Source organism: Rhodococcus sp. NPDC060176, assembly GCF_042728675.1.
Classification (GTDB): Bacteria; Actinomycetota; Actinomycetes; order Mycobacteriales; family Mycobacteriaceae; genus Rhodococcus_F.
On record NZ_JBHWYS010000013.1, the window covers coordinates 38261 to 61857 of the forward strand.

Sequence of the window (23597 nt, forward strand, 5' to 3'; positions counted from 1 at the left end):
CGAATGGTGGTGTCACTCCGATTTGTGTCGACGACTGAAGGAATGACCCCTCGTGCTTGGCCTGCCCGCAAGTTCCGCCGCACCCATCCGCAAAATCTGTCGCGTGATGATCGGTGTCGGGATGCTGGCAGCGGTGACCGCAGGTTGTTCAAAAGACGATTCGAGTTCGACGGCAGCTGCAGGCAGCGACGACATCGCTGCTGTTGCTGCCGCACCCACAGAAACCCCGGTGGACGACGCCGAACGTCTGCGAGCGGCGATCGCGTCGTCCGGGGTGAACCCCGCGTTTTCCGACGACATGTTGCAGGCGCTCGGTGACGGCGTCTGCCAGCAGCTCGCGGCCGGCACGGATCGAGGGACGATCATCGCGAATCTGCGGCAGGTATCACTCAATGGAACGAGCGAACCGGTGATCACGAGCGGAAACGGCTCGGCCGCATCGACGCCACTTCCCAGCGCTGATCAGCTGGCTGAAGTGTTCGTCGATGCGGCCGAGGCCGACTACTGCCGGTAAATCAACGAACGGTGTGCACGATCAGAACGTCGGACGTCGCCTTGCGCGCGGCATCGGAAGGCACCGATCCGAGTAGACGCCCGGTCAGAGTGTTCAATCCGCGATTTCCGACGACCAGCAAGTCGCCCTTCACCTCGTCGAGCAAAGCGAGAAGCGATTCGACGGGAGCGCCGACGATGGCGCGTTCGACAACGTCCTTGGCGCCCTGGGCGTGTGCACGCTCACGGGCCGTCCGAAGGATCTCGTAGGTCGGAGCGGAACCGGTGACCTGGTAGGCCTCGTTACCCAACGCATCAGCGGCAGCGCTCACGTCCTTGGGATCGGCCGGGTAGTACGCACACGCGATGACGAGCTGAGCGTCCGAGCCACTGGCGATGGCGGCAGCTCTGTCGACTGCCTTCAGTGACGACTCGGAGCCATCGGTTCCTACGACAACGGTCCGGTAGGCACTCATTCATTCCTCCATGGTTACGGGACGGACGGTACGGCCGGCAACGGGCGCAACGCTGTTGCGCCCGCTCGACAACCGCTGCGCTGACATTAGCGGGATTGTGCCGCGGATAGTGTTATTTGCAGTACACGCCACAAGCCCACAGTGAATGTGATCATCAGTCACAGACACATTTGTCCCGTAGTGACCGATCAGCGAAGTTTGCCGAAGCGAGGCCCGAACAGCGCCGCCGGGAAAACTTCCTGCTCGACCAGGGCACCACGCCACGGCGTCGCCAATTCCAGCAATCGCTTGGCACCTTCTTCTCCGAGCGCATCCCATGGGGCAAGCGCAAGGTCGTCCGTCAGGTCTTCGACGACGTCGCGCAGTTCCTGCCCGTCCTCGGTCAGCGCACCGGACGAACGGTCGAGCAGTTCGCGATCCTTCAGGCTTTCCACTGCCTCGTCCCACTGTTCCTGCGACCACCCGCGGCGAGTCTGTGCGAACTTACGCTGAAACCCGATTCCCGTGGCTGTGTGCGTGATCAACGCGTCCAGTCCGTTCAATCCCGCGGTCTGAAGGGCAGCAATGTGGCCGTCGCCGCGATACTCACGCAGCAGTGTCAGCGCATGCCAGAAACGCAGGTGCGGTTCGGTCGGCCAGTCGAGCGACGCCCAACCCGCGTACAGCGGGCGGCCGTCCACTCCGGGAATGTTCTGCGCCGCGATCGAGACGAGTTCGGCGGCCTCGGCCATGTCCGCCGACCCCGTCACATCTGCACCGAACAGGCGGACGTACGCAGCGTCGACTGCTCGATACCGCGCCGCGACAACCTCTGTGGCCCTTGCCAATTCCCAGGCACGCGGAATGACACTGGCGATCAGTTCAGGATTGAAGTTGAAGAAGGTGGCCGTGACGACAGTCGCGGGCGGAGCGCCGAGCGGCGCTGATCGCCCCGCGAAGTACACCATTCGGCCAGGTTCCAACCCGACGCCGACAAGTTCCTTCTCCGTCTCCGGCACGAAGTAGGCCAGCGAGTGAAGAAGTTCGAGAGTCCGCGCGGTCTTGCCTGCAGTCTGTGCATCCATACCTGAAACCGTAGCGGGCGCGAGCACGAACGTGCGCGAGGCGACCTACTTGAGGCCTGCGGCGTCCATCCCTCGAAGTTCCTTCTTCAAATCCGAGATTTCGTCTCGCAATCGCCCAGCCAACTCGAACTGAAGGTCGCGTGCAGCATTCATCATCTGATCGGTGAGTTCCTTGACCAGATCCGCCAATTCGGCGCGAGGCATCGACTTGGTATCGCGCCCCTCGTACACACCGGCGCTGACCGCACGACCGGCCTCGCCCTGTGCGCGCCGACCGCGCGTCGCATTGCGACCCGAACCCCCGACGTCGACCGAAGCTGCGGTGTCCTCCGCCTCCTCGTACACCTGATCGAGAATGTCCGCGATCTTCTTGCGTAGCGGTTGCGGGTCGACGCCCATCTTCTCGTTGTAGGCGACCTGCTTCTCGCGCCGTCGCTCGGTTTCCTCGATCGCCTGCGCCATGGATGCGGTGATCTTGTCCGCATACATGTGCACTTGGCCGGACACATTTCGAGCCGCTCGACCAATCGTCTGAATAAGGCTGGTGGAGCTACGGAGGAAGCCTTCCTTGTCGGCATCGAGGATCGCGACCAGCGACACCTCGGGAAGGTCGAGTCCCTCACGCAGGAGGTTGATGCCGACCAGCACGTCGTACTCCCCCAGGCGGAGCTGCCGGAGCAGCTCGACTCGCCGGAGCGTATCGATATCCGAGTGCAGATACCGGACGCGAATACCGAGTTCGAGAAGATAGTCGGTCAGGTCTTCCGACATCTTCTTGGTCAGAGTCGTCACCAGCACACGCTCGTCGCGTTCGGCGCGCTCACGGATCTCGTGAACGAGATCGTCGATCTGCCCCTTGGTGGGTTTGACGATGACCTCGGGATCGATCAATCCGGTCGGGCGAATCACCTGCTCGACGAACTCACCGCCGGACTGACCCAACTCGTACTTGCCGGGGGTTGCCGACAGGTAGACGGTCTGACCGATCCGCTTACTGAATTCTTCCCACGTCAGGGGGCGGTTGTCGGTGGCCGACGGCAGCCGGAATCCGAATTCGACCAGGTTGCGCTTGCGCGACATATCGCCTTCGTACATGGCGCCGATCTGCGGGACGGTCACGTGCGACTCGTCGATGACCAGAAGGAAATCTTCGGGGAAATAGTCGATCAGCGTTGCGGGGGCAGTTCCAGGACCGCGGCCGTCGATGTGGCGCGAGTAGTTCTCGATGCCGGAGCAGAACCCGACCTGCTTGATCATCTCGAGGTCGTATTGCGTTCGCATGCGCAGACGCTGAGCTTCGAGAAGCTTGCCCTTGCCCTCGAGTTCGGCGAGCCGCTCTTCGAGTTCTGCCTCGATGTCCTTGGCCGCACGCTCCATGCGTTCTGGGCCGGCGACGTAGTGTGTCGCCGGAAAGATACGGACCGTGTCGACCTGACGAACGATGTCACCGGTCAGTGGATGCAGGTAGTACAGCGCTTCGATCTCGTCACCGAAGAATTCGATGCGTACCGCCAACTCTTCGTAGGACGGAATGATCTCGACCGTGTCGCCGCGCACGCGGAACGAACCTCGCGTGAACGCCATGTCGTTGCGGTTGTACTGGACATCGACGAGTAGACGCAGGAATGCATCGCGCGGTACCTCGACACCGACGTCGAGCTGAATCGAGCGATCGAGGTACGACTGCGGGGTACCGAGGCCGTAGATGCACGACACCGAGGCCACCACGACCACGTCCCGTCGTGACAGAAGACTGGACGTCGCCGAGTGGCGCAGCCGCTCGACGTCGTCGTTGACCGACGAATCCTTCTCGATGTAGGTGTCGGTCTGGGCGATGTACGCCTCGGGTTGGTAGTAGTCGTAGTACGAGACGAAGTACTCGACCGCATTGTTGGGAAGCATTTCCCGAAGCTCGTTCGCGAGCTGAGCAGCCAGAGTCTTGTTCGGAGCCATCACCAGAGCGGGGCGTTGCAACTTTTCGATCAACCACGCTGTGGTCGCGGACTTACCGGTACCGGTCGCACCGAGGAGGACGACGTCCTTCTCCCCCTCGTTGATCCGTTTTTCCAGCTCGGCGATAGCCGCCGGCTGATCGCCTGCCGGTTCGTACGGACTGACGACCTCGAAGCGCGCGTCTGAGCGCTCGATGTCACCAACCGGACGAAACTCGGAATGGGCGACCACGGGATGTTCGGAAGCAAACGCCATGAAACCAGGGTAAGCGCACCCACCGACACAATGCCCGCTCGTCCGCATTCAGCTGAAATCGCACTTCGGCGGTAGGTTCTTCGACCATGAGCGAGGAACGTCCCCACATTCACCGGCCGAAGGTCGAAACCTTCGACATCGCAGCTCGCACCAACGTCGATCCCAAGGGTTTCGTTCGCCCGGTCGAGCACTACCGCGAAGAACCGTGGGGGCTGTACATGGCGCGCCACGCCGACCATCCCCAGTTTCACTATCTCGAGTCCTGGATCATTCCCGAACTCGGAATTCGGGCATCGATTTTCCACTTCACCCCGGAACACGTCAAAGACTGGGATTTCTACGTCGACATCGGTGAATTCACCCGCGGCGAGCACTTGTGGACCTCGGAGGACCACTACCTGGACCTGATCGTGCAGACCGGACACAGCATCGAACTGCTCGACGTCGACGAGTTGCTCGAGGCGAACACCGTCGGAATCCTCGACCCGAAGACGTCCGAGCGCGCAATGCTGAACGCTGCCCGAGCCATCGACGGTGTCGCCGCCCACGGTCACAACCTCGACGCCTGGCTCGACTCGTTGGGCATGCCGGTCACGTGGCGCTGAGCCGTTAGAGGGACCAGCCTGATTTCTCGGCCCATTCCCACGCCCGGTGGAATGCGGCGTCGAACCACGGGGTCTTGACCCCCAGATAGGCGTCGATCGCCGAGGCGTAGTCGTCGATGCCGGCAGCGCTCGAAGCTGCCTTGACCTTGAGTTCGGCATACTCGGCACGCGCCGACGCGTCGGCGCGAAGCCAGTCACGGAAGAGGATCGCGAACTGCTGACCCGGCCAACCGTCCACCCGAATGTGGATGTTCGCGCGGCGGCCTGGATCTGCGCTGCCGTGAATTCGCTTCGCCCAGACCGCCGGATCGGTCTCGCCACCGAGGTACGACGGTTTCGGGTCGTCAGCGACGATGTGCTCGATCCGGGGGAACCCGGCAGTGGTCAGATCCTGCGCGAGGTCGTCGGCAACGCCGAGGTGCTCGACAGTGATCTGAATGTCGATCACGTCCTTGGCATCGAGACCAGGCACTGCGGTCGATCCGATGTGATCGATACGGCGCGCGCGGTCACCGGCCGCCAGTGACAACCGGCCGATGATTCGTTCCGCCTGCGCCGGCCACGTCGGGTCAGCAGGAGTCAGCTCGGGAAGCGCGCGCACCACCGTGCCCTCGCGGAGGTTCTTCTCGAAGGGAACAAGTCGATTCGCCCACAGGTCGCGGACCACGTCGTCAAGTGAACCCGGCTCGCCGCTGTTGTCGAGCCACACGTCGGCAACAGCACGACGCTGATCGTCACTTGCCTGCGCTGCGATACGCGCACGCGCGTCGGATTCCGGCATACCGCGTGAGCCCACCAGGCGTCGAACTCGCTCCTCCTCGTCGACGTAGACGATGACGACCAAGTTGAATGCCGGCGCCATGGAACCCTCGACCAAGAGCGGAATGTCTTGAACGAGCACTGCATCCGACGGCGCGGACGAGATCTGCTCCATGGTCCGCGCACCGATCAATGGGTGAAGGATGCCGTTCAGAGTTCCGCGTGACGTGTCGTCGGCAAACGCCAATGACGCCAACGCGGGGCGGTTGAGGCTGCCGTCCTCGGACAGAATCCCGTCGCCGAATGCATCGACCAGAGCGGCAAGTCCAGGAGTACCGGGCTCGACCACTTCTCGGGCGATCAAGTCGGCATCGACGATGACGGCTCCCAGTTCGCTGAGGATTTTCGACACTGTCGACTTACCGGCTCCGATGCCTCCAGTGAGGCCTACTCTCAACACACTCGACAGTCTCTCATCTCTGCGCCCGAGAGATTCAGACACGCCTACGGATCGAACACGCCGAGGCCTTCGAGGCTCAAATACCACAATTTCGGTGACCGTGCGGTTATGTTCTAGCGAACGCACCTGTACCTGCAACTTCTCGAGAAAGTGGACGCCATGCGAGCAGATCGCGACCATCACGGTCAGCACCGCCTCGGAATGCCGAACGGCGTGCACTGCATAGAGTTTCCCGAAGTTGCTTTTGCCCTGGCAGAGCACCGTCGTACGTGGTTCACGATGCTCGTGAGCCAAGGCCGACACAGCTTCGCATCGATGCGTAAGCGCACAGCCGAAGCGACCGCCACCTATTGGGTGCCTGCTCCCGCAAACTGAGTTCTCTTCACGAAATACAAAATGACCGGCAACCATTCGGTGCCGGTCATTTTTGTGTTCACTCACGCAATCTTCCGCCGGCAAGTGATACCTGACAGGAAAAGAACCCCGCCCCTGCAAGTGCAGGGGCGGGGTTCTTCACAGATCACGCTTGATCAGATCAAGCGGTAATCCTTATGCGTTGCCCGACAGCTTCTCGCGAAGTGCGGCGAGCTGTGCATCGCTGGCAAGCGATCCGCCAGCAGACTCGGCCGGAGCGGAGCCGGCAGCAGCCGGAGCCTCGGTGTCGTCTGCAGCAGCCGTCTCCGAGGAGTAGCCGGCAGCAGCGGTGGCAGCCTCAGCGGCCTCGTCTGCAGCAGTCTTCTCCATCTGAGTGGTGTGCATCTTGTGGCGACGCTCAGCCTCGGCGTAGCGGTTCTCCCACTCTTCACGCTGCTTGTCGAAGCCCTCGAGCCATTCGTTGGTCTCGGGATCGAAGCCCTCGGGGAAGATGTAGTTGCCCTGGTCGTCGTACGAGTCGGCCATGCCGTACTTGGACGGATCGAACTCGGCGTTGTAATCCTCGTTGGCCTGCTTCAGCGACAGCGAGATACGACGACGCTCGAGATCGATGTCGATGACCTTGACGAGTGCATCGTCGCCGACGCCGACAACCTGGTCCGGAACCTCGACGTGGCGCTCAGCGAGCTCCGAGATGTGAACGAGGCCTTCGATTCCCTCTTCGACGCGCACGAACGCACCGAACGGAACCAGCTTCGTGACCTTGCCGGGCACGATCTGACCGATGGCGTGCGTGCGGGCGAACTGACGCCACGGATCTTCCTGCGTTGCCTTGAGCGACAGGGAGACGCGCTCGCGGTCCAGGTCGACGTCGAGAACCTCGACGGTGACCTCGGTGCCGACCTCGACAACCTCGGACGGGTGATCGATGTGCTTCCAAGACAGCTCGGAAACGTGAACCAGACCGTCTACGCCGCCCAGGTCCACGAATGCACCGAAGTTGACGATGGAGGACACGACGCCCTTGCGGACCTGGCCCTTCTGGAGCTGGTGCAGGAATTCGCTGCGAACCTCGGACTGAGTCTGCTCGAGCCATGCGCGGCGCGACAGGACCACGTTGTTGCGGTTCTTGTCGAGCTCGATGATCTTGGCCTCGATCTCCTTGCCGACGTACGGCTGGAGGTCGCGGACGCGACGCATTTCGACGAGCGAAGCGGGGAGGAAGCCACGAAGACCGATGTCAAGGATGAGGCCGCCCTTGACGACCTCGATGACGGTGCCCTTGACGGCCTCGTCCTTCTCCTTGAGCTCCTCGATGGTGCCCCAGGCACGCTCGTACTGAGCGCGCTTCTTCGACAGGATCAGTCGACCTTCTTTGTCCTCCTTGGTGAGGACGAGAGCCTCGACCGCATCTCCCACGGAGACGACCTCGTTGGGGTCGACGTCGTGCTTGATGGAGAGCTCACGAGAAGGGATGACGCCTTCGGTCTTGTAACCGATGTCGAGCAGAACCTCGTCGCGGTCGACCTTGACGATGGTTCCTTCGACGATGTCACCATCATTGAAGTACTTGATCGTGGCATCGATGGCGGCGAGGAAGTCCTCGGCGGAGCCAATGTCGTTAATGGCAACCTGCGGCGAGGTGACGGTTGTGGAGGGCATATGTTGAATTGCTCCGGACGAGTTGTGGTCGGTTGATGGATTTTGTCGGACGAGATGCGCAACTGTGGCGTACAAATGTTGGAAGTACTTTTTTGGAAGTACTAGATCTATGTACCCAGCTGCATCAATAACGAACAACCGAATACCGGATCACATTCCACACCGCAGAACCGCACCGCGAGCTCTCTCGTTCCGACTGACTCCGAGATCCTGGCCAAGATGATCTTGGTAAAGACCTCGTATAGACAATCGGTCGGATGACAGACACTCGCGTGGGTAAGACTACGCGTCGGCTATCTTGCCGGGCAAACCCGGGTACCCTGCGGCCGAGTCACCCGTTCTACTGTGTTGTTCATGTCTGACGAGCGCCATGCCGCCGCCAATTCCATTCTCGGTACCAGCGGTGTCGGCCGGGTCCGTGTCGATTCGAGTGCAAGCGACCGCGCCAGCCGCGCGTGGTGGGACGCCGACGCCGACGATTACCACAGAACCCACGGCGAGTTTCTGGGCGTGAACAGCGCAGAAGGTGAATTCGTCTGGTGCCCCGAAGGACTGCACGAGGGCGATCATCACTTGCTGGGCGACATAGTCGACAAAGACATCTTGGAGGTCGGTTGCGGCTCGGCTCCCTGTGCCCGATGGCTCGCCGGACACGGCGCTCGGGCCGTCGGCCTCGACATCTCGATGGGGATGCTGGCGCGCGGACAGGACGCAATGAAGGCCGGTGGACCGGCGGTCCCGTTGATTCAGGCGAGTGCCGAACTCCTGCCGTTTGCCGACGAGAGTTTCGACATCGTCTGTTCGGCCTTCGGAGCCGTCCCGTTCGTGGCCGATTCACAACGGGTCATGAAAGAGGTCGCCCGAGTTCTGCGTCCCGGCGGATCGTGGGTCTTCGCGGTCAACCATCCGATCCGATGGATCTTCCCCGACGATCCCGGGCCCAAGGGATTGACGGCAACGCTCCCCTACTTCGACCGCACCCCGTACGTCGAGGTCGACGACAACGGAGTCCCCACCTACGTCGAGCATCACCGAACCATCGGTGACCGGGTTCGTGAGATCGTCGCGGCCGGACTTCAGATCCGCGACATCATCGAGCCCGAATGGCCGGAGTGGTTGGACCGCGAATGGGGACAGTGGAGTCCCCTCCGCGGCCAACTCTTTCCGGGCACTGCAATTTTCAGCGCCGTCAAACCCTGACGGCTACAGCAGTTTCGACAGGAACGCCTTGGTCCGATCGTGCTGCGGATTGGCCAGGAGTTCGCGGGGCTCGCCTGCCTCGACCACAACTCCGCCGTCCATGAACACCAACTGATCTGCGACCTCGCGGGCGAAACCCATCTCGTGAGTGACGACCACCATCGTCATGCCCTCTTTGGCCAACTGCTTCATCACGGTGAGAACTTCACCGACCAGTTCGGGGTCGAGCGCGGACGTCGGCTCGTCGAACAGCATCAGCTTGGGGTCCATCGCGAGAGCGCGGGCGATGGCAACTCTCTGCTGCTGACCGCCCGACAACTGGGCCGGGTACGCGTTGGCTTTGGCGCTCAACCCGACCTGATCGAGGAGGTCCTTCGCTCGTTCGACGGCCTTCTTCTTGCTGACACGCTTGACCTGCGTTGGCGCTTCGATGATGTTCTCGAGAGCGGTGCGGTGCGGGAACAGGTTGAAGTGCTGAAACACCATCCCGATGTCGCGGCGTTGTTTGGCCGCTGCTCGCGGGTGGAGTTCGTACAGCTTGCCGTTCTTCTCCGAGTAGCCCACCAGGTCGCCGTCGACGTACAGACGGCCGGCGTTGACCTGCTCGAGGTGATTGATACAGCGCAGGAACGTCGACTTGCCCGACCCTGATGGTCCGACGAGGCACAGAACTTGGCCGGGGTCGATTTCGAGCGAGATCCCTTTCAGGACTTCGAGTGCGCCGAAGTTCTTACAGACTCGGTCGGCTTTCACCATGGGTGTCATTTGCGTTCTCCTCCGGGTGTGTCCGGAAGCGTTTCCACTACCGTAGCTTTGCCTTGCGCGTCGGCTAGTGCTTGAAGCTGGCGCGTGGTCAGTGCACGAGTTGCGCCCTTCGAATAGTGACGTTCGACGTAGTACTGCCCGATCATGAGCAAACTCGTGATTGCGAGATACCACGTTGCCGCAACCATCAACAGGGGAATCGGCTCGAAATTGGCGCCCGAGATATCGCGCGCTCGACCGTACAACTCGAAGCTGTACGGGACTGCCGTCACGAGTGAGGTGGTCTTGAGCATGCTGATGACTTCGTTACCGGTCGGCGGAATGATGACGCGCATGGCCTGGGGCAAGACCGTGCGGCGCATCGTCTGACTCCACGTCATACCCAACGCGACAGATGCTTCGGTCTGGCCCTCGTTAACCGAACTCACGCCGGCACGGACGATCTCGGCCATGTATGCGGCCTCGTTCAATGCCAGACCGATCACCGCAAACAGAAACGCTGCCTGCAAGTCCTGGAGATTGATGTGCGCAAACTGATGCACGAAAGGAATACCGAGATCGATGCTCTTGTAGATCGACGGGAACAAGCCCCAGAAGACCAACTGCACGTAAACCGGGGTTCCACGAAAGATCCACAGATAGCCCCAGGCCGCGGCGCGAAGCACCGGGTTGGGAGAGAGTCGCATGACTGCCAAGATCACCCCGAGGACGATCGCGATCACCATTGCCAGCACCGTCAGCTGGATCGTTGTCCACGCACCAGCGGAGATCCGTTTGTCGAACAGGTACTGACCGTAAGTCCCCCACGCAAAGGCTTCGTTGGTCGCCGCGCCGTAAACGAACAGTCCGAAGAGGACCACGACGACGACCGCGGCAATCCAACGACCAGGTCTACGTAGTGGGATCGCCTTGATCGGCACCGGATCGCCAGTCTCAGTTGTTGTCATGTTCATCAGCTCTCCGCGCCGTTGATCTTGGATACTTCGATGACGCCGGCCTCGACACTCCAGGTCTGCGCGATCTGTTGATAGACGCCGTTGTCGATCAGGTATTGCATTGCCTGTTGCAGGGCGGGTCCAAGGGCCGAACCCTTCACGATCGGCCAGCCGTACGGTGCCGAATCGAAGGGTTCTCCCGCAGCTTCCATCCGGCCCTTGCTCCGTTTGATCGCATAGCCGGTCACTGGCGAATCAGCGGACAGCGCGTCGACTCGACCGAGAATGAGCGCGTTGGCCGCGTCGTCCTGGCTGTCGTACTTGATCTTGTCGATCGGCGGCTTGCCCGCGGCAACGCACGCCTCGCTCTTGGCAGGTACTTCGTCGATGTCCTCGGTGGTTGTGGTCTGTACCGCAACCCGCAATCCGCACGCGTTGTTCGGGTCGACGGGATTGTCCGGACGTTGCGCCCACTGGATACCCGCGCTGTAGTACGTGACGAAGTCGACTGTCTTCTCCCGCTCCTTGGAATCGGTGAACGAAGACATGCCGAGGTCGTAGCTTCCCGATTGGATAGCGGGGATGATCTTGTCGAAGTCGGCTTGGTTGAAGACAGCTTCGACACCGAGCACGGCCGCAACGGCGTTCATCAGGTCGACGTCGAAGCCGACGATGTTGCCATCCGCGTCCTTGAATTCGTTTGGGGCGTACGGAATGTTCACCCCGACCTGCAACTTGCCCGACTCCGTCACCTTGGGCGGCAGGAAAGCAGCGATTTCCGGCACCTTCTGGACATCGAGTGGAGGTCCTTCGGGAACGAGACCCTCGTTGTTGGTGACGCACCCACCGCACAGAGCGACGATCAAGCCCACCAACAAGACTCGCACCAGGTTGGCACGCATTCCCTCGCCACTACCAGCGCCACTACCTACGCCACGTGGCCTTGGTGCCCGTGCGTTTTCACCGACCACGACTCTGCTCTCCACTCGTCGATCGCCGCACTTGCAACGTCCATCCGAAATTCAGTCGAACGGTAGGTTACGGCAGGAGTTCCACCGTCGCCGACTTCGCAAGATTCCGGCCTGTCGTACAAGAATCAGCGACGCAGAGTGTGTGCGTACACGACTTCGGAAAATTCGCTGGTCGATGCCAAACCGCCGAGGTCGGCGGTGGCGATGCCCGACGCGATGGTCGTGCGAACGGCGTCCGAAATCCGGCCTGCCGCCGCAGACAACAACCGATCGCCACGCGCATCACCGAGCCAGTCGAGCATCATCGCGCTCGAGAGGAACAGTGCCGTTGGGTTCGCGCGATTCTTCCCGGCGATGTCGGGTGCTGCACCGTGCGCGGCCTGAGCCATGACCTGCGTCTCGGAAGCGTTGATCGACGGCGCGGTTCCGAGTGATCCGGACAGCTCGCCCGCCAGATCGGACAATATGTCGCCGAACATGTTTTCGGTCACTACGACGTCGAAGTCGCCGCCGCGCCGAACCAGGTGCGCCGCCATCGCGTCGACGTGCTCGTCGTCGACGACTACGTGTGGGAACTCTGCGGCGACGGTTCGGCAGGCGTCGCGGAAGAGGCCGGTGGTCAGCGTGAGGACGTTAGCCTTGTGGACGATGGTGACGTGATTGCGCCGGCGCGACGCCAACGCGAAGGCAGTGCGTGCGATCCGTTCACATGCGGCGCGCGTGAACACACCGACTGCCAAGGCGATGTCGGGCGTCGGCATGAATTCGCCGCTGCCGACTGCCATGTTCCGGTCCGCGTACAACCCCTCGGTGTTCTCGCGGACGATCACCAGATCCATGTCGGGCACCATCGCCTTGACACCGGGAAACGCTGCTGCCGGTCGAATGTTCGCGAACAACTCGAACTTCTTCCGGATGACGCCGCCGGGTGTGAGTTGTCCGCGAAACCTCTCCGGATAGGACGCACTGTCGTGGGGTCCGAGAATCCAACCCTGCAGCAGCTCCAACGCATCGATGGTCTCGTCGGGAATCGGTGTGCCGTGGCTGTCGATGGCCGTGCTCCCGAGCGGAAGCTCGACCCACTCGACGGGCGGCGCATGAACCGCTGACAACGCCGCATCCACGATCTGCCGTGTGGCCGGGACGATTTCGTGGCCGATTCCGTCGCCGTGCATGAGTCCCAGCCGCATGGCCGGCGTACCGATTGCGCTCGCACCTGTCATCAGGCAATCATTGCTCACCATGGTCCAGTCGGTGGAATTGCTCCTCGATCCGGTGAGTGAGTCGGCAGTGCGCGCGCAATGGCAGCTTCTCGCCGACGCCGGATTCCCAAGTCAGGCGTCCCATTACAGCCCGTCCAACCGCCCGCACATCACGCTGTTCGTCGCCCGCGAGATCCCCGCGGAGATCGACGAACTGTTGAAGCGACGCTTCTCGGCCCCGGACTTCGAAATCCGGCTGGGTGGCTACGTCGTATTCGGCGGCAAGCAGATGGTCTTGGCCCGCTCGGTCATTCCTTCGCGCGCGCTCCTTCACCTGCACCGAGAGATAGCCGAAGCAACAGTCGGATCGACTGCGCTTCCCGCCCACGTCGAGCCTGGCGGGTGGACGCCGCATGTGACGCTCGCCCGGCGCGTCGAACCTGCACGTCTGGGTGAGGCCATCGCTCTGGTCGGCACCGACGTGATTCACGGGCGCAGTGGAGCGATCAGGCGCTGGGACGGCGAACAGAAGACGGAATGGTTACTGACGCCGCCACTGTGACAGATCGGGTTGCTCGTCGGGTCACCAGGATTCCCGCGATCACCGCGAGTGCACCAACCGGCTGATTCCAGCCGATGCTCTCGTTCAACACTATTGCCCCGAGCGCGACGCCCACGACTGGGCTGAGGTAGGTGACAGTCGACGCTGCAGTCGGCCCCCACCCTTGAACGACATTGGTGTTCCAGATGAACGCGAGCCCAGTCCCCAGCGCGCCCAGCGCGATCATCGACAGGACAACTGCCGGCGTCAGGTGCATCGGTGTATTCGCGATGACCGGAGAGGCGAGAACCATCACGAGTGCACCGATACAGATCTGCAATAGCGCGATAGTACGGGTGTCGATCCCGAGCGGAAGCACGAAGCGTCTGAGGTAGACAAACGAAATCCCGTACGACGCAGTCGCTCCCAGGCAGGCGATCTGAGCACTGAGGCTTCCGCCGACGCCGAGATTCCACGGCGCCAACACGATCAGCACTCCGGCGAATCCGACCAGCAACCCCAGCGATTTGTATCGCGTCAGCGTCTCACCCGGCAGAAAGGCAAGCGAGACAGCCATAGTCATCAATGGTGTGGTGGCGTTGTAGATACTCGCGAGTCCGGAAGACATGCTCTGCTCGGCCCAACTGAACAGCAGCCACGGCACAATGCATTGCGTCGCTGCGAGAAACGCCATGTGTTTCCAGACGCGAAAGTCGCTCGGTATGCCGATCCGACTCGCCGCTGACACGAGAACAAGCGCGAGAGCGCCGAAGACCAAGCGCCACAGAACTACCTGTGTGAAGGACAAACCCTCGAGCCCGATCTTCATGAAGAGGAAACTGGCTCCCCACACCACCGCAGCTGCGGTGTATTGAAAAACCAGACTCACCCTCACAGAGTGAAGTCTCCATGAGGACTGACGTCGTGACGGGTGTCGGGCGTACGGCCGGCAAGAGCTAGTACGTTCAGGACCAGGAGGACCAGGAGACTGATGACGATGATTGCCATGTGTCCAGCCTGACGCAAGGCCGCGCCCTTCAATAGTGGCAGAAAAGCCAGACTTGGTCGATTTTCTGCCACTTTGCCGTTTTTCTGTCACACTCGAAAGATGCTCGCGAAAGTGGTGGTCCCACTGATGCCGATGACCGAGGCGTTCGAACTCGGCGTGGCATGTGAAGTATTCGGCTTCGACCGATCCGACGACGGCCTCCCGACGTACGACTTCTCTCTGATCGCCGCAGTTCCGGGCCCGATCCGAACACGCTTCGGCTACAACATCGATGTTCCGTACAACCTCGACTCTCTCGATGACGCCGATCTCATCGTCGTTTCCGCCGGTGGCACCTACGACGCAGGCGACGCGTACATGTGCTCACCGAGCCCCGACTCGAGTGTCGATCCCCTGCTGATCAAGCTCCGTGAGGCCGTGGCCCGGGGCGCCAAGGTGGCTAGCCTGTGCACCGGCGCGTTTGTCCTCGGGGCGGCGGGACTGCTGGACGGGAAGCGATGCACGACGCATTGGCGTCACGCCGAAAGGCTGGCCCAGACGTATCCGGAAGCCAAGGTCGATCCGGACGTGCTGTATGTGGACGAAGATCCGGTGTTCACCAGCGCCGGCACCGCAGCAGGAATCGATCTGTGCCTGCACATCGTCCGCAAGGAACAGGGCTCTCGCGTGGCCAACGGCATCGCGAGAAGGATGGTGGTACCGCCCCATCGTGACGGCGGTCAGGCTCAGTACGTCGCCACTCCCCTCACCTCGACGCCGAGCGCAACTCTTGCCCCGCTCCTCGACTGGATGACGGAGAACCTCGCCGTCGACCTCACTGTCGGCATGGTTGCAGCGCGAGCGAACATGTCCGCTCGCACCTTTGCGCGCCGTTTCCAAGCGGAAACAGGGACTACCCCCGCGCGTTGGCTCAGCGATCAGCGAGTACTGGCCGCCCAGCAACTACTCGAGAATTCGGACCTCTCCGTCGACGTCATCGCAGAACGCGTCGGATTCGGCGGCGGCGCCGTACTTCGCCAGCACTTCATTCGCCTGCGTTGCACCACGCCCCAGGCGTACCGCCGGACATTTCGGGCGACCGAGAACGCAAGCTGAAATCCACTCAGGGAAGAATCAGCGGTTCCGGGGCGTTGCACACACCAACAGCCCGCACAATGGAAAGGACCCCTGTGGCCACCCAGACACTCACCCAGCAGAACTTCGACGAAACGATCAACGGCAGCGACGTCGTCCTCGTGGACTTCTGGGCTTCCTGGTGCGGCCCGTGCCGCCAGTTCGCGCCGACGTTCGAAGCCTCCTCCGAGAAGCACAGCGATGTCGTTCACGCCAAGGTGGACACCGAAGCCGAGCAGGGAATCGCAGCGGCCGCCAACATCCGCTCCATCCCCACGATCATGGCCTTCCGTGAAGGCGTTCTCGTGTTCAACCAGGCCGGCGCACTTCCCGCCGCTCAGCTCGAAGAGCTGGTGACTCAGGTCAAGGCACTCGACATGGACGAGGTCCGCAAGCAGATCGCAGAGCAGACTGCCTCTGCCGAGTAGCGAAAGAAGGCTGGGCCGAAATCGAATGCGATTCCGGCCCAGCCTTTTTCGTAGCCAGCCTTTTTCGTAGCCAGCCCTTTTGGTTGCCGACTCAGTGAGCCGCGCTGTCCCAGCTTCGACCAGTTCCCACCGAAACATCCAGCGGTACCGACAACTCGATGGCTGTGGCCATCTTGTCCCTGACCAATGCAGTGACCTCCTCCAACTCGGAGGCAACCACTTCGAGCACCAATTCGTCGTGAACCTGCAACAGCATGCGCGACTTCAATCCGGCGTCGGCGAGAGCCTTCTGCACGTTGATCATCGCGACCTTGATGATGTCGGCCGCGGTGCCCTGGATCGGCGCGTTCAAGGCAGCACGTTCGGCCACCTCACGACGCTGACGGTTGTCACTGTTGAGATCGGGCAGATACCGACGACGGCCGTAGAGCGTCGAGGTGTAACCGTCCTTACGCGCTTGCTCAACTACGGCGTGGAGGTAATCCCGCACACCGCCGAAACGAGCGAAGTACGCATCCATCTGCTGCTTCGCTTCTTCGGTCGAAATCTTCAGCTGCGAAGCCAATCCGTAAGCGCTCAATCCGTAAGCCAGACCGTAGGACATCGCCTTGACCCGGCGACGCAGTTCAGGAGTGACCTCTTCGATCGGAACGCCGAATGCGCGTGAGCCGACAAAGCTGTGCAGATCCTCACCGGTGTTGAATGCCTCGATCAGTCCCTCGTCACCTGACACGTGCGCCATGATGCGCATCTCTATCTGGCTGTAATCGGCAGTGAGCAGAACGTCGAACCCCTGCCCGACCACAAATCCGTCGCGGATCTCGCGCCCCGCATCATTGCGGACCGGGATGTTCTGCAGGTTGGGATCGGTCGACGACAGACGTCCGGTCGCGGCAACCGTCTGGTTGAACGTCGTGTGGATGCGACCGTCTTCGGCCACGGCCTTGAGAAGACCGTCCACGGTCACCTTCATACGCGTCGCATCACGGTGCGCGAGAAGGTGTTCGAGGAACGGGTGTCCCGTCTTGTCGAACAGACCCTGCAGCGCCTCGGCGTCGGTGGTGTAGCCCGTTTTCGTCTTCTTGGTCTTGGGCATGTCGAGTTCTTCGAACAAGACCACCTGCAGCTGCTTCGGCGAACCCAGGTTGATCTGCTTGTCGATCACCTCGTACGCGGAGTTTGCGGCGTCGGCGACCTGGGACGCGAAACGGCTCTGAAGATCGTGCAGATGCGCGCTGTCGACGGCGATGCCGGTGGCCTCGATCTGCGCGAGCTCGATCGTCAACGGCAGTTCCATGTCGGAGAGGAGCGACTTGGACTCGATCGACTCCAACTCGGTGTCCAACGCAGCTGCCAAGTCGAGAACGGCCTGAGCGCTGAGCATCGCGGTCTCGGCCGCTTCGGCGTCAAGCTGTTCGGTGTCGTCGAGAAGTGAAAGCTGTTCCTGGCCCGATGTTTCGGCACGCAGTTCACGCTTGAGGTAGCGGAGCGACAGATCATCGAGATTGAAGGTGCGCTGACCTGGCCGGACGAGGTAGGCGGCCAGAGCGGTGTCGCTGGTCAGTCCGCCGAGCGTCCAACCGCGCCCACGCAGAGCGTGGATCGCCCACTTGGCTTCGTGCAGCGCCTTCGGCTGGGATGCATCCGCAAGCCAATCACCGAGAGCCGCTTCATCTTCCGGCGTTGCCGTCGACGCCGCGATGTATGCGCATTCGCCGTCGGAGGCCGCGATCGCGAGTGCAGTGACGTCACCGGCAAACGGAGTTCTGGTTCCGAGAACCGTCACGCCGTGACGCTCACCGGTTCGCGCGTGAGCGTCGAGCCATGCGGCAACCGCACCCGGGGCGAGTGCGTCGCCGCTGACCTCGAAGCCCTCTTCGGCTTCGGGTTCGGACGACGACAGGGTCGCGAACAGTCGATCGCGGAGAACCTTGAACTCGAGATCGTCGAACAACGCATGAATCTTCTCGCGGTCCCACGGGGCCAACACCAACTGCTCGGGCGTGTACGGCAAAGGAACGTCGCGAACCATTTCGGTCAGCTGGCGATTGAGCAGGACGTTTGCAAGGTTCTCGCGTAGTGAGTCGCCCACCTTGCCACGGACCTTGTCCACGTTGTCGACCAGACCCTGCAGGTCGCCGTACTCACGGATCCACTTGGTGGCGGTCTTCTCGCCGACGCCGGGGATACCGGGGAGGTTGTCACTCGGGTCGCCGCGCAGGGCAGCAAAATCCGGATATTGCGACGGGGTGAGGCTGTATTTCTCCTCGACGGCCGTCGGCGTGAATCGGGTGAGCTCCGAGACCCCCTTCTTCGGGTAGAGCACAGTGACGTTGTCGGTCACCAGCTGCAGCGAGTCGCGGTCGCCGGTCACGACCAGAACTCGGTATCCGAGGGCCTCCGCCTGCGTGGTCAACGTGGCAATCACGTCGTCGGCTTCGAAACCTTCCTCGGCCATGACCGGGATGCCCAGCGCGCCGAGAACGTCCTTGGTGATGTCGATCTGGCCCTTGAATTCGTCCGGAGCCTTCGCACGCTGCGCCTTGTACTCAGGGAACAGGTCGGCGCGAAACGTCTGACGCGAAACGTCGAAGGCCGCAGCCAAGTGGGTCGGCTGTTCGTCGCGGAGAAGATTGATCAACATCGACGTGAAGCCGTACACCGCATTGGTGGCCTGCCCACTGTGTGTCTTGAAGTTCTCTGCAGGCAGCGCGTAGAAGGCGCGAAACGCCAACGAATGCCCGTCGAGAAGCATCAGAAGAGGGCGATCGTCCGCCTTGCCGGTGGTGCCGGCTGAAGCGGTGGACGTGCTGGACCGAGTTGTGGTTGCGGGGCTCACGGTTCATCAGTCTAGGGATCGCGACCGACATCGACGCCTTCGCCGTTGTTTACGCAGGAACAGGCACAAGAATCGGACAATTGATGCAGCCATCGGCCTTCGATACGGAACCGAAACATCCCGGAAATCTCAGAACACCATCTGAAGCGAACAGAGCCGTTAGAGTCCGGAAATCGCAGCAACGGATCAAGCCCTCCGCTGCGTGGCACCTTTGTCCAGACGCGCTAGTCCCGACCCGCTCGGAGGACGTACGTGGCTCCACCCGTAGTGAAACGGCATACCCTCGCAACACTCAGCCGACTACTGGCCTTTGCGTTACTCACGTTCTTCGCATTACTCAGCCTGGCCGGAACGGCCGGGGCCCAGGAACCGACCAACTCCCCTGCACCGACCAACTCCCCTGCACCGCCGACCTCGTCAGGACCGACAAAACCGGTTCCCGACAACGCCGTCCCCGTCAGCGGCAATCTCAACAACGGTGGCACCCGGCTCGAGGGCGTTACGGTGCGCGCGCTCGATTCCTCCGGCACCGAGGTCGCCACCGGCGAGTCGGCATCGAACGGTCGTTGGGAGTTGGCCGTGGCCCCGGGCACCTACACATTCGAGATCGTTGCGGACACCCTCCCCGACGGAGTGAGTGTGCAAGCCACTGTCGAACGCGAGGTGGTGGCCGGCCGCGCGAACACCGTGATCTTCTCGTTCGGAGAGGTTCGCACCGCCTCGAATGTCAGCTTCGGCGAGAAGCTCATCCGCACGACTGTCGACGGCCTGCGGTTCGGTCTCGTGATCGCGATCGCCGGTGTCGGTCTGAGTTTGATCTACGGCACGACCGGTCTGACGAACTTCGCGCACGGCGAGATGGTCACCCTCGGTGCCGTCGCAGCCTGGGTGATCAACACCTCGTTCGGCATTCCGCTGATTCCCGCCACCGTTCTCGCGATCTTCGTCGGTATCGGGATCGGACTGTTGACCAACGGAATCGTCTGGAAGCCCCTACGTAAACGCAAGACCGGGTTGATCGCACAACTGGTGGTCTCCATCGGTCTCGCGATTTCCCTGCGTTACCTGATCCTCATCTTCTTCTCCGATCGAGCAGAACCCTTCGACGACTACCAGGGGCAGGTCGAGAAGAACTGGGGCCCCATCGCTTTGACCGACGCCAACGCCGTAGTCATGATCGTCAGTCTGGTAGTCCTGGTCGGCGTCGCACTACTTCTGCAGAGGACTCGCATCGGAAAAGCCATGCGCGCCGTCTCCGACAACCGCGACCTCGCCGCTTCGTCGGGAATCAACGTCGAGCGCGTGATCATGTTCGTCTGGGGTCTCGGCGGCGGATTGGCTGCTCTCGGCGGTGTGCTGTTCGGTATCTCCGAGCTCGGCGGACGCGTCCAGTGGGAGATGGGCTTCAAACTGTTGCTGCTGATGTTCGCCGGAATCACCCTCGGTGGTCTGGGAACGGCGTACGGGGCGCTACTCGGCTGCGTCATCGTCGGACTTCTGGTCCAACTCTCGACGCTCATCATCAACCCCGACCTCAAATACATCGGCGGACTTCTCGTCTTGATCGTGATCCTCGTGGTTCGCCCCCAGGGCATCCTCGGATCCAGACAAAGGATCGGGTGACGAACATGGACATCATGGGAGCTTTCCAGGTTTCCTTCGCCCAGTTGATCGGGCCGTCGGCAATCTTCTACGCACTGTTGGCAATCGGGCTGAACCTGCACTTCGGCTACGCCGGACTGCTCAACTTCGGTCAGATCGGTTTTGCCCTTCTCGGCGGCTACGGCGTCGGAATCATGACCGTGACCTACGACCAGCCGCTCTGGCTCGGCATCCTCGTCGGACTCACCGCGGCCGGTCTTCTCGCGCTCGTGCTCGGTATTCCGACGCTGCGTCTGCGCGCCGACTATCTCGCCATCGTCACCATCGCGGCTTCGGAGATTTTGCGTCTGATCTTCCGCTCGACCGCGTCGGATTCGGTCACCGGTTCCACCAACGGCCTGTTCGGTTTCGCAGATCCGTTCACCGCACTGAGCCCGTTCGACTCGGCCAAGCAGTACTCGTTTCTCGGCGTGAAGTTCTACGGCGACGATCTCTGGTCCATGGTCGTCGGCTGGACCCTGGTCCTGATCTTGTGCGGATTTGTCTACCTGTTGACGCACAGCCCGTGGGGGCGCGTCCTCAAGGCGGTTCGTGAAGACGAGGATGCGGCGCGATCGTTGGGCAAGAACGTCTTCGTGTACAAGATGCAGGCACTGGTTCTCGGCGGCGTGATCGGTGGTCTGGCCGGTGTTTTCAACGCCCTCCAGACCAAGTCCATCAACCCGGACTTCTACTCGACCGCGCAGACGTTCTTTGCATTCGGCGCACTGATTCTGGGCGGGGCGGCAACGGTTTTCGGCCCGGTAGTGGGCGCAATGCTGTTCTGGTTCCTCCTCGCCATTCCCGACGCTTTGTTGCGTCAGGCGATCTCCGGCGAGAATCCGCTGCTCTCGCTGACCGAACAACAGGTCGGAGCCACCAGATACGTGTTGCTCGGATTGATGATCGCTCTTCTGATGGTCTTCAGACCGCAGGGAATACTGGGTAACAAGCGGGAGGTGCAACTCAATGCTTGACGCCGATACCAGAGCACAGATCTTTGCCGACGTTCCTCATCTTCCGGGATCGGCAAAACCCGACCCGGTACTGATCGCGGACAACGTCTCGCGCACGTTCGGCGGCCTCAAAGCCGTCGATGTCGACCACCTCGAAATTCAACGCGGGTGCATCACGGGTCTGATCGGCCCCAACGGCGCCGGGAAAACAACGCTCTTCAACCTCCTCACCGGTTTCGACCGGCCGGACACCGGTACGTGGTCGATGGACGGTCAATCGCTGGGTCGCATGTATCCCCACCAAGTGGCCAGGAAAGGAGTGGTACGCACGTTCCAGTTGACCAAGGCGCTGTCCAAACTCACGGTGCTGGACAACGTCCGCCTGGGTGCCACCGGTCAACGAGGTGAACGCATCTTTGCCTCGCTTGTCCCGTGGATCTGGAAGGGTCAGGAACGCGAGATCACCGCGCGCGCCAACGAACTCCTGGCGCGTTTCAAACTCGACACGAAAGCCGACGATCTCGCCGGTTCCCTCTCAGGGGGACAGCGCAAACTGCTCGAAATGGCCCGCGCACTCATGACCTCGCCCTCGGTGGTGATGCTCGATGAACCCATGGCAGGCGTCAATCCCGCTCTGACGCAAAGCCTGCTCGGACACATCAAGTCATTGCGCGACGACGGAATGACGGTCGTCTTCGTCGAGCACGACATGGACGTGATCCGAGACATCAGCGACTGGGTCGTGGTCATGGCGCAGGGCAGCGTCATCGCCGAGTCCACTCCGGACGAACTCTCCTCCAACACAGCTGTCGTCGACGCATACCTGGGCAGCCACCACGACCAGGCCCTCGAGTTCGACGACGACGGAAATCCGGTGGGCGAGACGGCCGTTCTGGCAGCCGCCCTGGCAGAAGCCGAGGTCGAAACCCTCGAGGCGGGCGGTGACCTCTCGGAACCCGACATCGACAATCTCCCGGCCGATCTCGCCGCGACGTTGGAATCGAGTCCCGAGGAACCGCGCGGAAGGCACGAGAAGCCATGAGCGAGAACCAAGCACGTTCACTCACGCCCGCAGAGTTCGCCGCGACAGCGCAAGAGCATCAGCGACTGTCGGCAGGTGCCCTGCTCCGCGCGGACAGCCTCGTCGCCGGCTACATTCCCGGCGTCAACATCCTGCGTGAGTGCAACTTCTTCCTGAAGGAGGGAGAAATCGTCGGAATCATCGGACCGAACGGCGCAGGCAAGTCGACACTCCTGAAGTCACTGTTCGGTTTGATACCGGTTCGCGAAGGATCGGTCACTCTCCGTGAGGACGACATCACGTCCGCGCCCGCTCACGTCCTCGTGCAGAAGGGAGTCGGGTACGTCCCCCAGACACAGAACGTCTTTCAGACTCTGACTATCGAAGAAAACCTCGAGATGGGAATTTATCTGCGACCCAAGGCATTCGCAGAGCGATTCGCCTTCGTGAGTCAATTGTTCCCACTCCTGAGTGAACGACGAAAGGTGAAGGCCGGCGCACTCTCGGGCGGCGAACGTCAGATGGTCGCGATGGGCCGGGCTTTGATGATGGATCCGTCGGTCCTGCTCCTCGACGAACCGTCCGCGGGCCTGTCCCCGATGTTCCAGGACGAGGTGTTCATCCGTTGCAAGAAGATCAATGCTGCGGGTGTCTCGGTCATCATGGTCGAACAGAACGCGCGCCGCTGCCTTCAGATCTGCGATCGCGGCTACGTACTCGATCAGGGCAAGAACGCGTACACCGATACCGGCGCCAATCTGATGAACGATCCCAAGGTGATCGAGCTGTATCTGGGAACGCTCGCCGGGAGCAAAGAGAAGTAGGCACGACATGAGAATGGGCCAGGGTCTCGCGACCCTGGCCCATTCTCGCCG

The 23597-nt window shown here is 61.7% G+C and carries 22 protein-coding genes; 11 read left to right on the forward strand and 11 right to left on the reverse strand.

The genetic code is table 11. The features are described 5' to 3' along the window. The first annotated feature begins 106 nt into the window (after positions 1-106). Positions 107-514, forward strand: coding sequence for a hypothetical protein (locus tag ACFWEM_RS32065; protein WP_378539750.1), 408 nt, complete (start codon positions 107-109; stop codon positions 512-514). 1 nt (position 515) lies between these two features. On the opposite strand, the gene ACFWEM_RS32070 is transcribed toward ACFWEM_RS32065, so the two are convergent. From ACFWEM_RS32070 to uvrB, 3 genes are all read right to left on the reverse strand, one after another. Beyond that, the gene (locus ACFWEM_RS32070; RefSeq protein ID WP_019748627.1) at positions 516-968 is read right to left on the reverse strand and encodes a universal stress protein; all 453 of its coding nucleotides are present in this window, start codon (positions 966-968) and stop codon (positions 516-518) included. A gap of 188 nt (positions 969-1156) precedes the next feature. Continuing rightward, positions 1157-2032, reverse strand: coding sequence for a hypothetical protein (locus tag ACFWEM_RS32075; RefSeq protein WP_378539703.1), 876 nt, complete (start codon positions 2030-2032; stop codon positions 1157-1159). Between the two features lie 45 nt (positions 2033-2077). Beyond that, on the reverse strand, positions 2078-4240 hold the full coding sequence (gene uvrB, locus ACFWEM_RS32080) for an excinuclease ABC subunit UvrB (RefSeq protein ID WP_019748629.1): 2163 nt from the start codon (positions 4238-4240) through the stop codon (positions 2078-2080). Between the two features lie 86 nt (positions 4241-4326). On the opposite strand from uvrB, the gene ACFWEM_RS32085 reads away from it, so the two are divergent. Then, positions 4327-4845: a DUF402 domain-containing protein gene (locus ACFWEM_RS32085; protein ID WP_378539704.1), complete on the forward strand. Its 519-nt coding sequence runs from the start codon at positions 4327-4329 to the stop codon at positions 4843-4845. Between the two features lie 4 nt (positions 4846-4849). Here the strand turns inward: ACFWEM_RS32085 and coaE are convergent, their stop codons facing one another. Continuing rightward, positions 4850-6064, reverse strand: a complete 1215-nt coding sequence (coaE, locus tag ACFWEM_RS32090; RefSeq protein WP_378539705.1) for a dephospho-CoA kinase — start codon at positions 6062-6064, stop codon at positions 4850-4852. Between the two features lie 159 nt (positions 6065-6223). Here coaE and ACFWEM_RS32095 point away from each other — a divergent pair, with 159 nt between their 5' ends. After that, entirely contained in the window at positions 6224-6439 is a 216-nt protein-coding gene (locus ACFWEM_RS32095; RefSeq protein ID WP_003944056.1) for a hypothetical protein, read from the forward strand. 174 nt (positions 6440-6613) lie between these two features. Here ACFWEM_RS32095 and rpsA read toward each other — a convergent pair whose 3' ends face one another. After that, complete coding sequence (gene rpsA / locus ACFWEM_RS32100; RefSeq protein WP_230813265.1) at positions 6614-8101, reverse strand: 30S ribosomal protein S1; 1488 nt, start codon at positions 8099-8101, stop codon at positions 6614-6616. A gap of 354 nt (positions 8102-8455) precedes the next feature. Between rpsA and ACFWEM_RS32105 the strand changes: the two genes are divergently transcribed. Then, entirely contained in the window at positions 8456-9301 is an 846-nt protein-coding gene (locus ACFWEM_RS32105; protein ID WP_378539706.1) for a class I SAM-dependent methyltransferase, read from the forward strand. 3 nt (positions 9302-9304) lie between these two features. On the opposite strand, the gene ACFWEM_RS32110 is transcribed toward ACFWEM_RS32105, so the two are convergent. The 4 genes from ACFWEM_RS32110 to ACFWEM_RS32125 form a co-directional block, all read right to left on the reverse strand. After that, positions 9305-10066 (reverse strand): amino acid ABC transporter ATP-binding protein, encoded by a 762-nt coding sequence (locus tag ACFWEM_RS32110; protein WP_019748634.1) that lies wholly within the window; start codon positions 10064-10066, stop codon positions 9305-9307. Next, on the reverse strand, positions 10063-11019 hold the full coding sequence (locus ACFWEM_RS32115; RefSeq protein ID WP_019748635.1) for an amino acid ABC transporter permease: 957 nt from the start codon (positions 11017-11019) through the stop codon (positions 10063-10065). Before ACFWEM_RS32115 ends, ACFWEM_RS32110 begins: the two co-directional genes overlap by 4 nt. Beyond that, a complete protein-coding gene (locus ACFWEM_RS32120) occupies positions 11019-11903 on the reverse strand; it encodes an ABC transporter substrate-binding protein (protein ID WP_378539707.1) in 885 nt (294 codons plus the stop codon). The genes ACFWEM_RS32115 and ACFWEM_RS32120 overlap by 1 nt, the downstream gene beginning before the upstream one ends. A 194-nt stretch (positions 11904-12097) precedes the next feature. Further along, positions 12098-13195, reverse strand: a complete 1098-nt coding sequence (locus ACFWEM_RS32125) for an isocitrate/isopropylmalate dehydrogenase family protein (protein WP_378539708.1) — start codon at positions 13193-13195, stop codon at positions 12098-12100. Here ACFWEM_RS32125 and ACFWEM_RS32130 point away from each other — a divergent pair. Beyond that, positions 13161-13736 carry a 2'-5' RNA ligase family protein gene (locus tag ACFWEM_RS32130; RefSeq protein ID WP_378539709.1) on the forward strand — a complete coding sequence of 192 codons (576 nt, stop codon included), beginning with the start codon at positions 13161-13163 and terminating at the stop codon, positions 13734-13736. The genes ACFWEM_RS32125 and ACFWEM_RS32130 overlap by 35 nt on opposite strands. On the opposite strand, the gene ACFWEM_RS32135 is transcribed toward ACFWEM_RS32130, so the two are convergent. Beyond that, the gene (locus ACFWEM_RS32135) at positions 13681-14610 is read right to left on the reverse strand and encodes a DMT family transporter (RefSeq protein ID WP_378539710.1); all 930 of its coding nucleotides are present in this window, start codon (positions 14608-14610) and stop codon (positions 13681-13683) included. The two genes, ACFWEM_RS32130 and ACFWEM_RS32135, sit on opposite strands and share 56 nt — an antisense overlap. Positions 14611-14823: 213 nt before the next feature. Between ACFWEM_RS32135 and ACFWEM_RS32140 the strand changes: the two genes are divergently transcribed. Next, positions 14824-15819 (forward strand): helix-turn-helix domain-containing protein, encoded by a 996-nt coding sequence (locus ACFWEM_RS32140; protein ID WP_378449765.1) that lies wholly within the window; start codon positions 14824-14826, stop codon positions 15817-15819. A 74-nt stretch (positions 15820-15893) separates the two neighbouring features. Beyond that, the gene (gene trxA, locus ACFWEM_RS32145) at positions 15894-16265 is read left to right on the forward strand and encodes a thioredoxin (RefSeq protein ID WP_214890358.1); all 372 of its coding nucleotides are present in this window, start codon (positions 15894-15896) and stop codon (positions 16263-16265) included. 91 nt (positions 16266-16356) lie between these two features. Here trxA and polA read toward each other — a convergent pair whose 3' ends face one another. Continuing rightward, positions 16357-19104, reverse strand: coding sequence for a DNA polymerase I (gene polA, locus ACFWEM_RS32150; RefSeq protein WP_378539711.1), 2748 nt, complete (start codon positions 19102-19104; stop codon positions 16357-16359). A gap of 303 nt (positions 19105-19407) precedes the next feature. Between polA and ACFWEM_RS32155 the strand changes: the two genes are divergently transcribed. From ACFWEM_RS32155 to ACFWEM_RS32170, 4 genes are read left to right on the forward strand one after another with little or no spacing between them, the layout of a single operon-like run. Further along, a complete protein-coding gene (locus tag ACFWEM_RS32155; RefSeq protein ID WP_378539751.1) occupies positions 19408-20727 on the forward strand; it encodes a branched-chain amino acid ABC transporter permease in 1320 nt (439 codons plus the stop codon). A 5-nt stretch (positions 20728-20732) separates the two neighbouring features. Further along, positions 20733-21722, forward strand: coding sequence for a branched-chain amino acid ABC transporter permease (locus ACFWEM_RS32160; RefSeq protein ID WP_003944088.1), 990 nt, complete (start codon positions 20733-20735; stop codon positions 21720-21722). Further along, positions 21715-22743, forward strand: coding sequence for an ABC transporter ATP-binding protein (locus ACFWEM_RS32165; RefSeq protein ID WP_378539712.1), 1029 nt, complete (start codon positions 21715-21717; stop codon positions 22741-22743). The genes ACFWEM_RS32160 and ACFWEM_RS32165 overlap by 8 nt, the downstream gene beginning before the upstream one ends. Then, positions 22740-23546: an ABC transporter ATP-binding protein gene (locus ACFWEM_RS32170; RefSeq protein WP_378539713.1), complete on the forward strand. Its 807-nt coding sequence runs from the start codon at positions 22740-22742 to the stop codon at positions 23544-23546. Before ACFWEM_RS32165 ends, ACFWEM_RS32170 begins: the two co-directional genes overlap by 4 nt. Positions 23547-23597: the final 51 nt, after the last annotated feature.

What these genes read in the sequence shown, in the direction of transcription:
- ACFWEM_RS32065 (WP_378539750.1), top strand. Translation starts at nt 107, where the DNA reads ATGATCGGTGTCGGGATGCTGGCAGCGGTGACCGCAGGTTGTTCAAAA.
- ACFWEM_RS32070 (WP_019748627.1), bottom strand. Translation starts at nt 968, where the DNA reads ATGAGTGCCTACCGGACCGTTGTCGTAGGAACCGATGGCTCCGAGTCG.
- ACFWEM_RS32075 (WP_378539703.1), bottom strand. Translation starts at nt 2,032, where the DNA reads ATGGATGCACAGACTGCAGGCAAGACCGCGCGGACTCTCGAACTTCTT.
- uvrB (WP_019748629.1), bottom strand. Translation starts at nt 4,240, where the DNA reads ATGGCGTTTGCTTCCGAACATCCCGTGGTCGCCCATTCCGAGTTTCGT.
- ACFWEM_RS32085 (WP_378539704.1), top strand. Translation starts at nt 4,327, where the DNA reads ATGAGCGAGGAACGTCCCCACATTCACCGGCCGAAGGTCGAAACCTTC.
- ACFWEM_RS32095 (WP_003944056.1), top strand. Translation starts at nt 6,224, where the DNA reads ATGCGAGCAGATCGCGACCATCACGGTCAGCACCGCCTCGGAATGCCG.
- rpsA (WP_230813265.1), bottom strand. Translation starts at nt 8,101, where the DNA reads ATGCCCTCCACAACCGTCACCTCGCCGCAGGTTGCCATTAACGACATT.
- ACFWEM_RS32105 (WP_378539706.1), top strand. Translation starts at nt 8,456, where the DNA reads ATGTCTGACGAGCGCCATGCCGCCGCCAATTCCATTCTCGGTACCAGC.
- ACFWEM_RS32110 (WP_019748634.1), bottom strand. Translation starts at nt 10,066, where the DNA reads ATGACACCCATGGTGAAAGCCGACCGAGTCTGTAAGAACTTCGGCGCA.
- ACFWEM_RS32115 (WP_019748635.1), bottom strand. Translation starts at nt 11,019, where the DNA reads ATGAACATGACAACAACTGAGACTGGCGATCCGGTGCCGATCAAGGCG.
- ACFWEM_RS32120 (WP_378539707.1), bottom strand. Translation starts at nt 11,903, where the DNA reads ATGCGTGCCAACCTGGTGCGAGTCTTGTTGGTGGGCTTGATCGTCGCT.
- ACFWEM_RS32130 (WP_378539709.1), top strand. Translation starts at nt 13,161, where the DNA reads ATGGCCGGCGTACCGATTGCGCTCGCACCTGTCATCAGGCAATCATTG.
- ACFWEM_RS32125 (WP_378539708.1), bottom strand. Translation starts at nt 13,195, where the DNA reads ATGACAGGTGCGAGCGCAATCGGTACGCCGGCCATGCGGCTGGGACTC.
- ACFWEM_RS32140 (WP_378449765.1), top strand. Translation starts at nt 14,824, where the DNA reads ATGCTCGCGAAAGTGGTGGTCCCACTGATGCCGATGACCGAGGCGTTC.
- ACFWEM_RS32160 (WP_003944088.1), top strand. Translation starts at nt 20,733, where the DNA reads ATGGACATCATGGGAGCTTTCCAGGTTTCCTTCGCCCAGTTGATCGGG.
- ACFWEM_RS32165 (WP_378539712.1), top strand. Translation starts at nt 21,715, where the DNA reads ATGCTTGACGCCGATACCAGAGCACAGATCTTTGCCGACGTTCCTCAT.
- ACFWEM_RS32170 (WP_378539713.1), top strand. Translation starts at nt 22,740, where the DNA reads ATGAGCGAGAACCAAGCACGTTCACTCACGCCCGCAGAGTTCGCCGCG.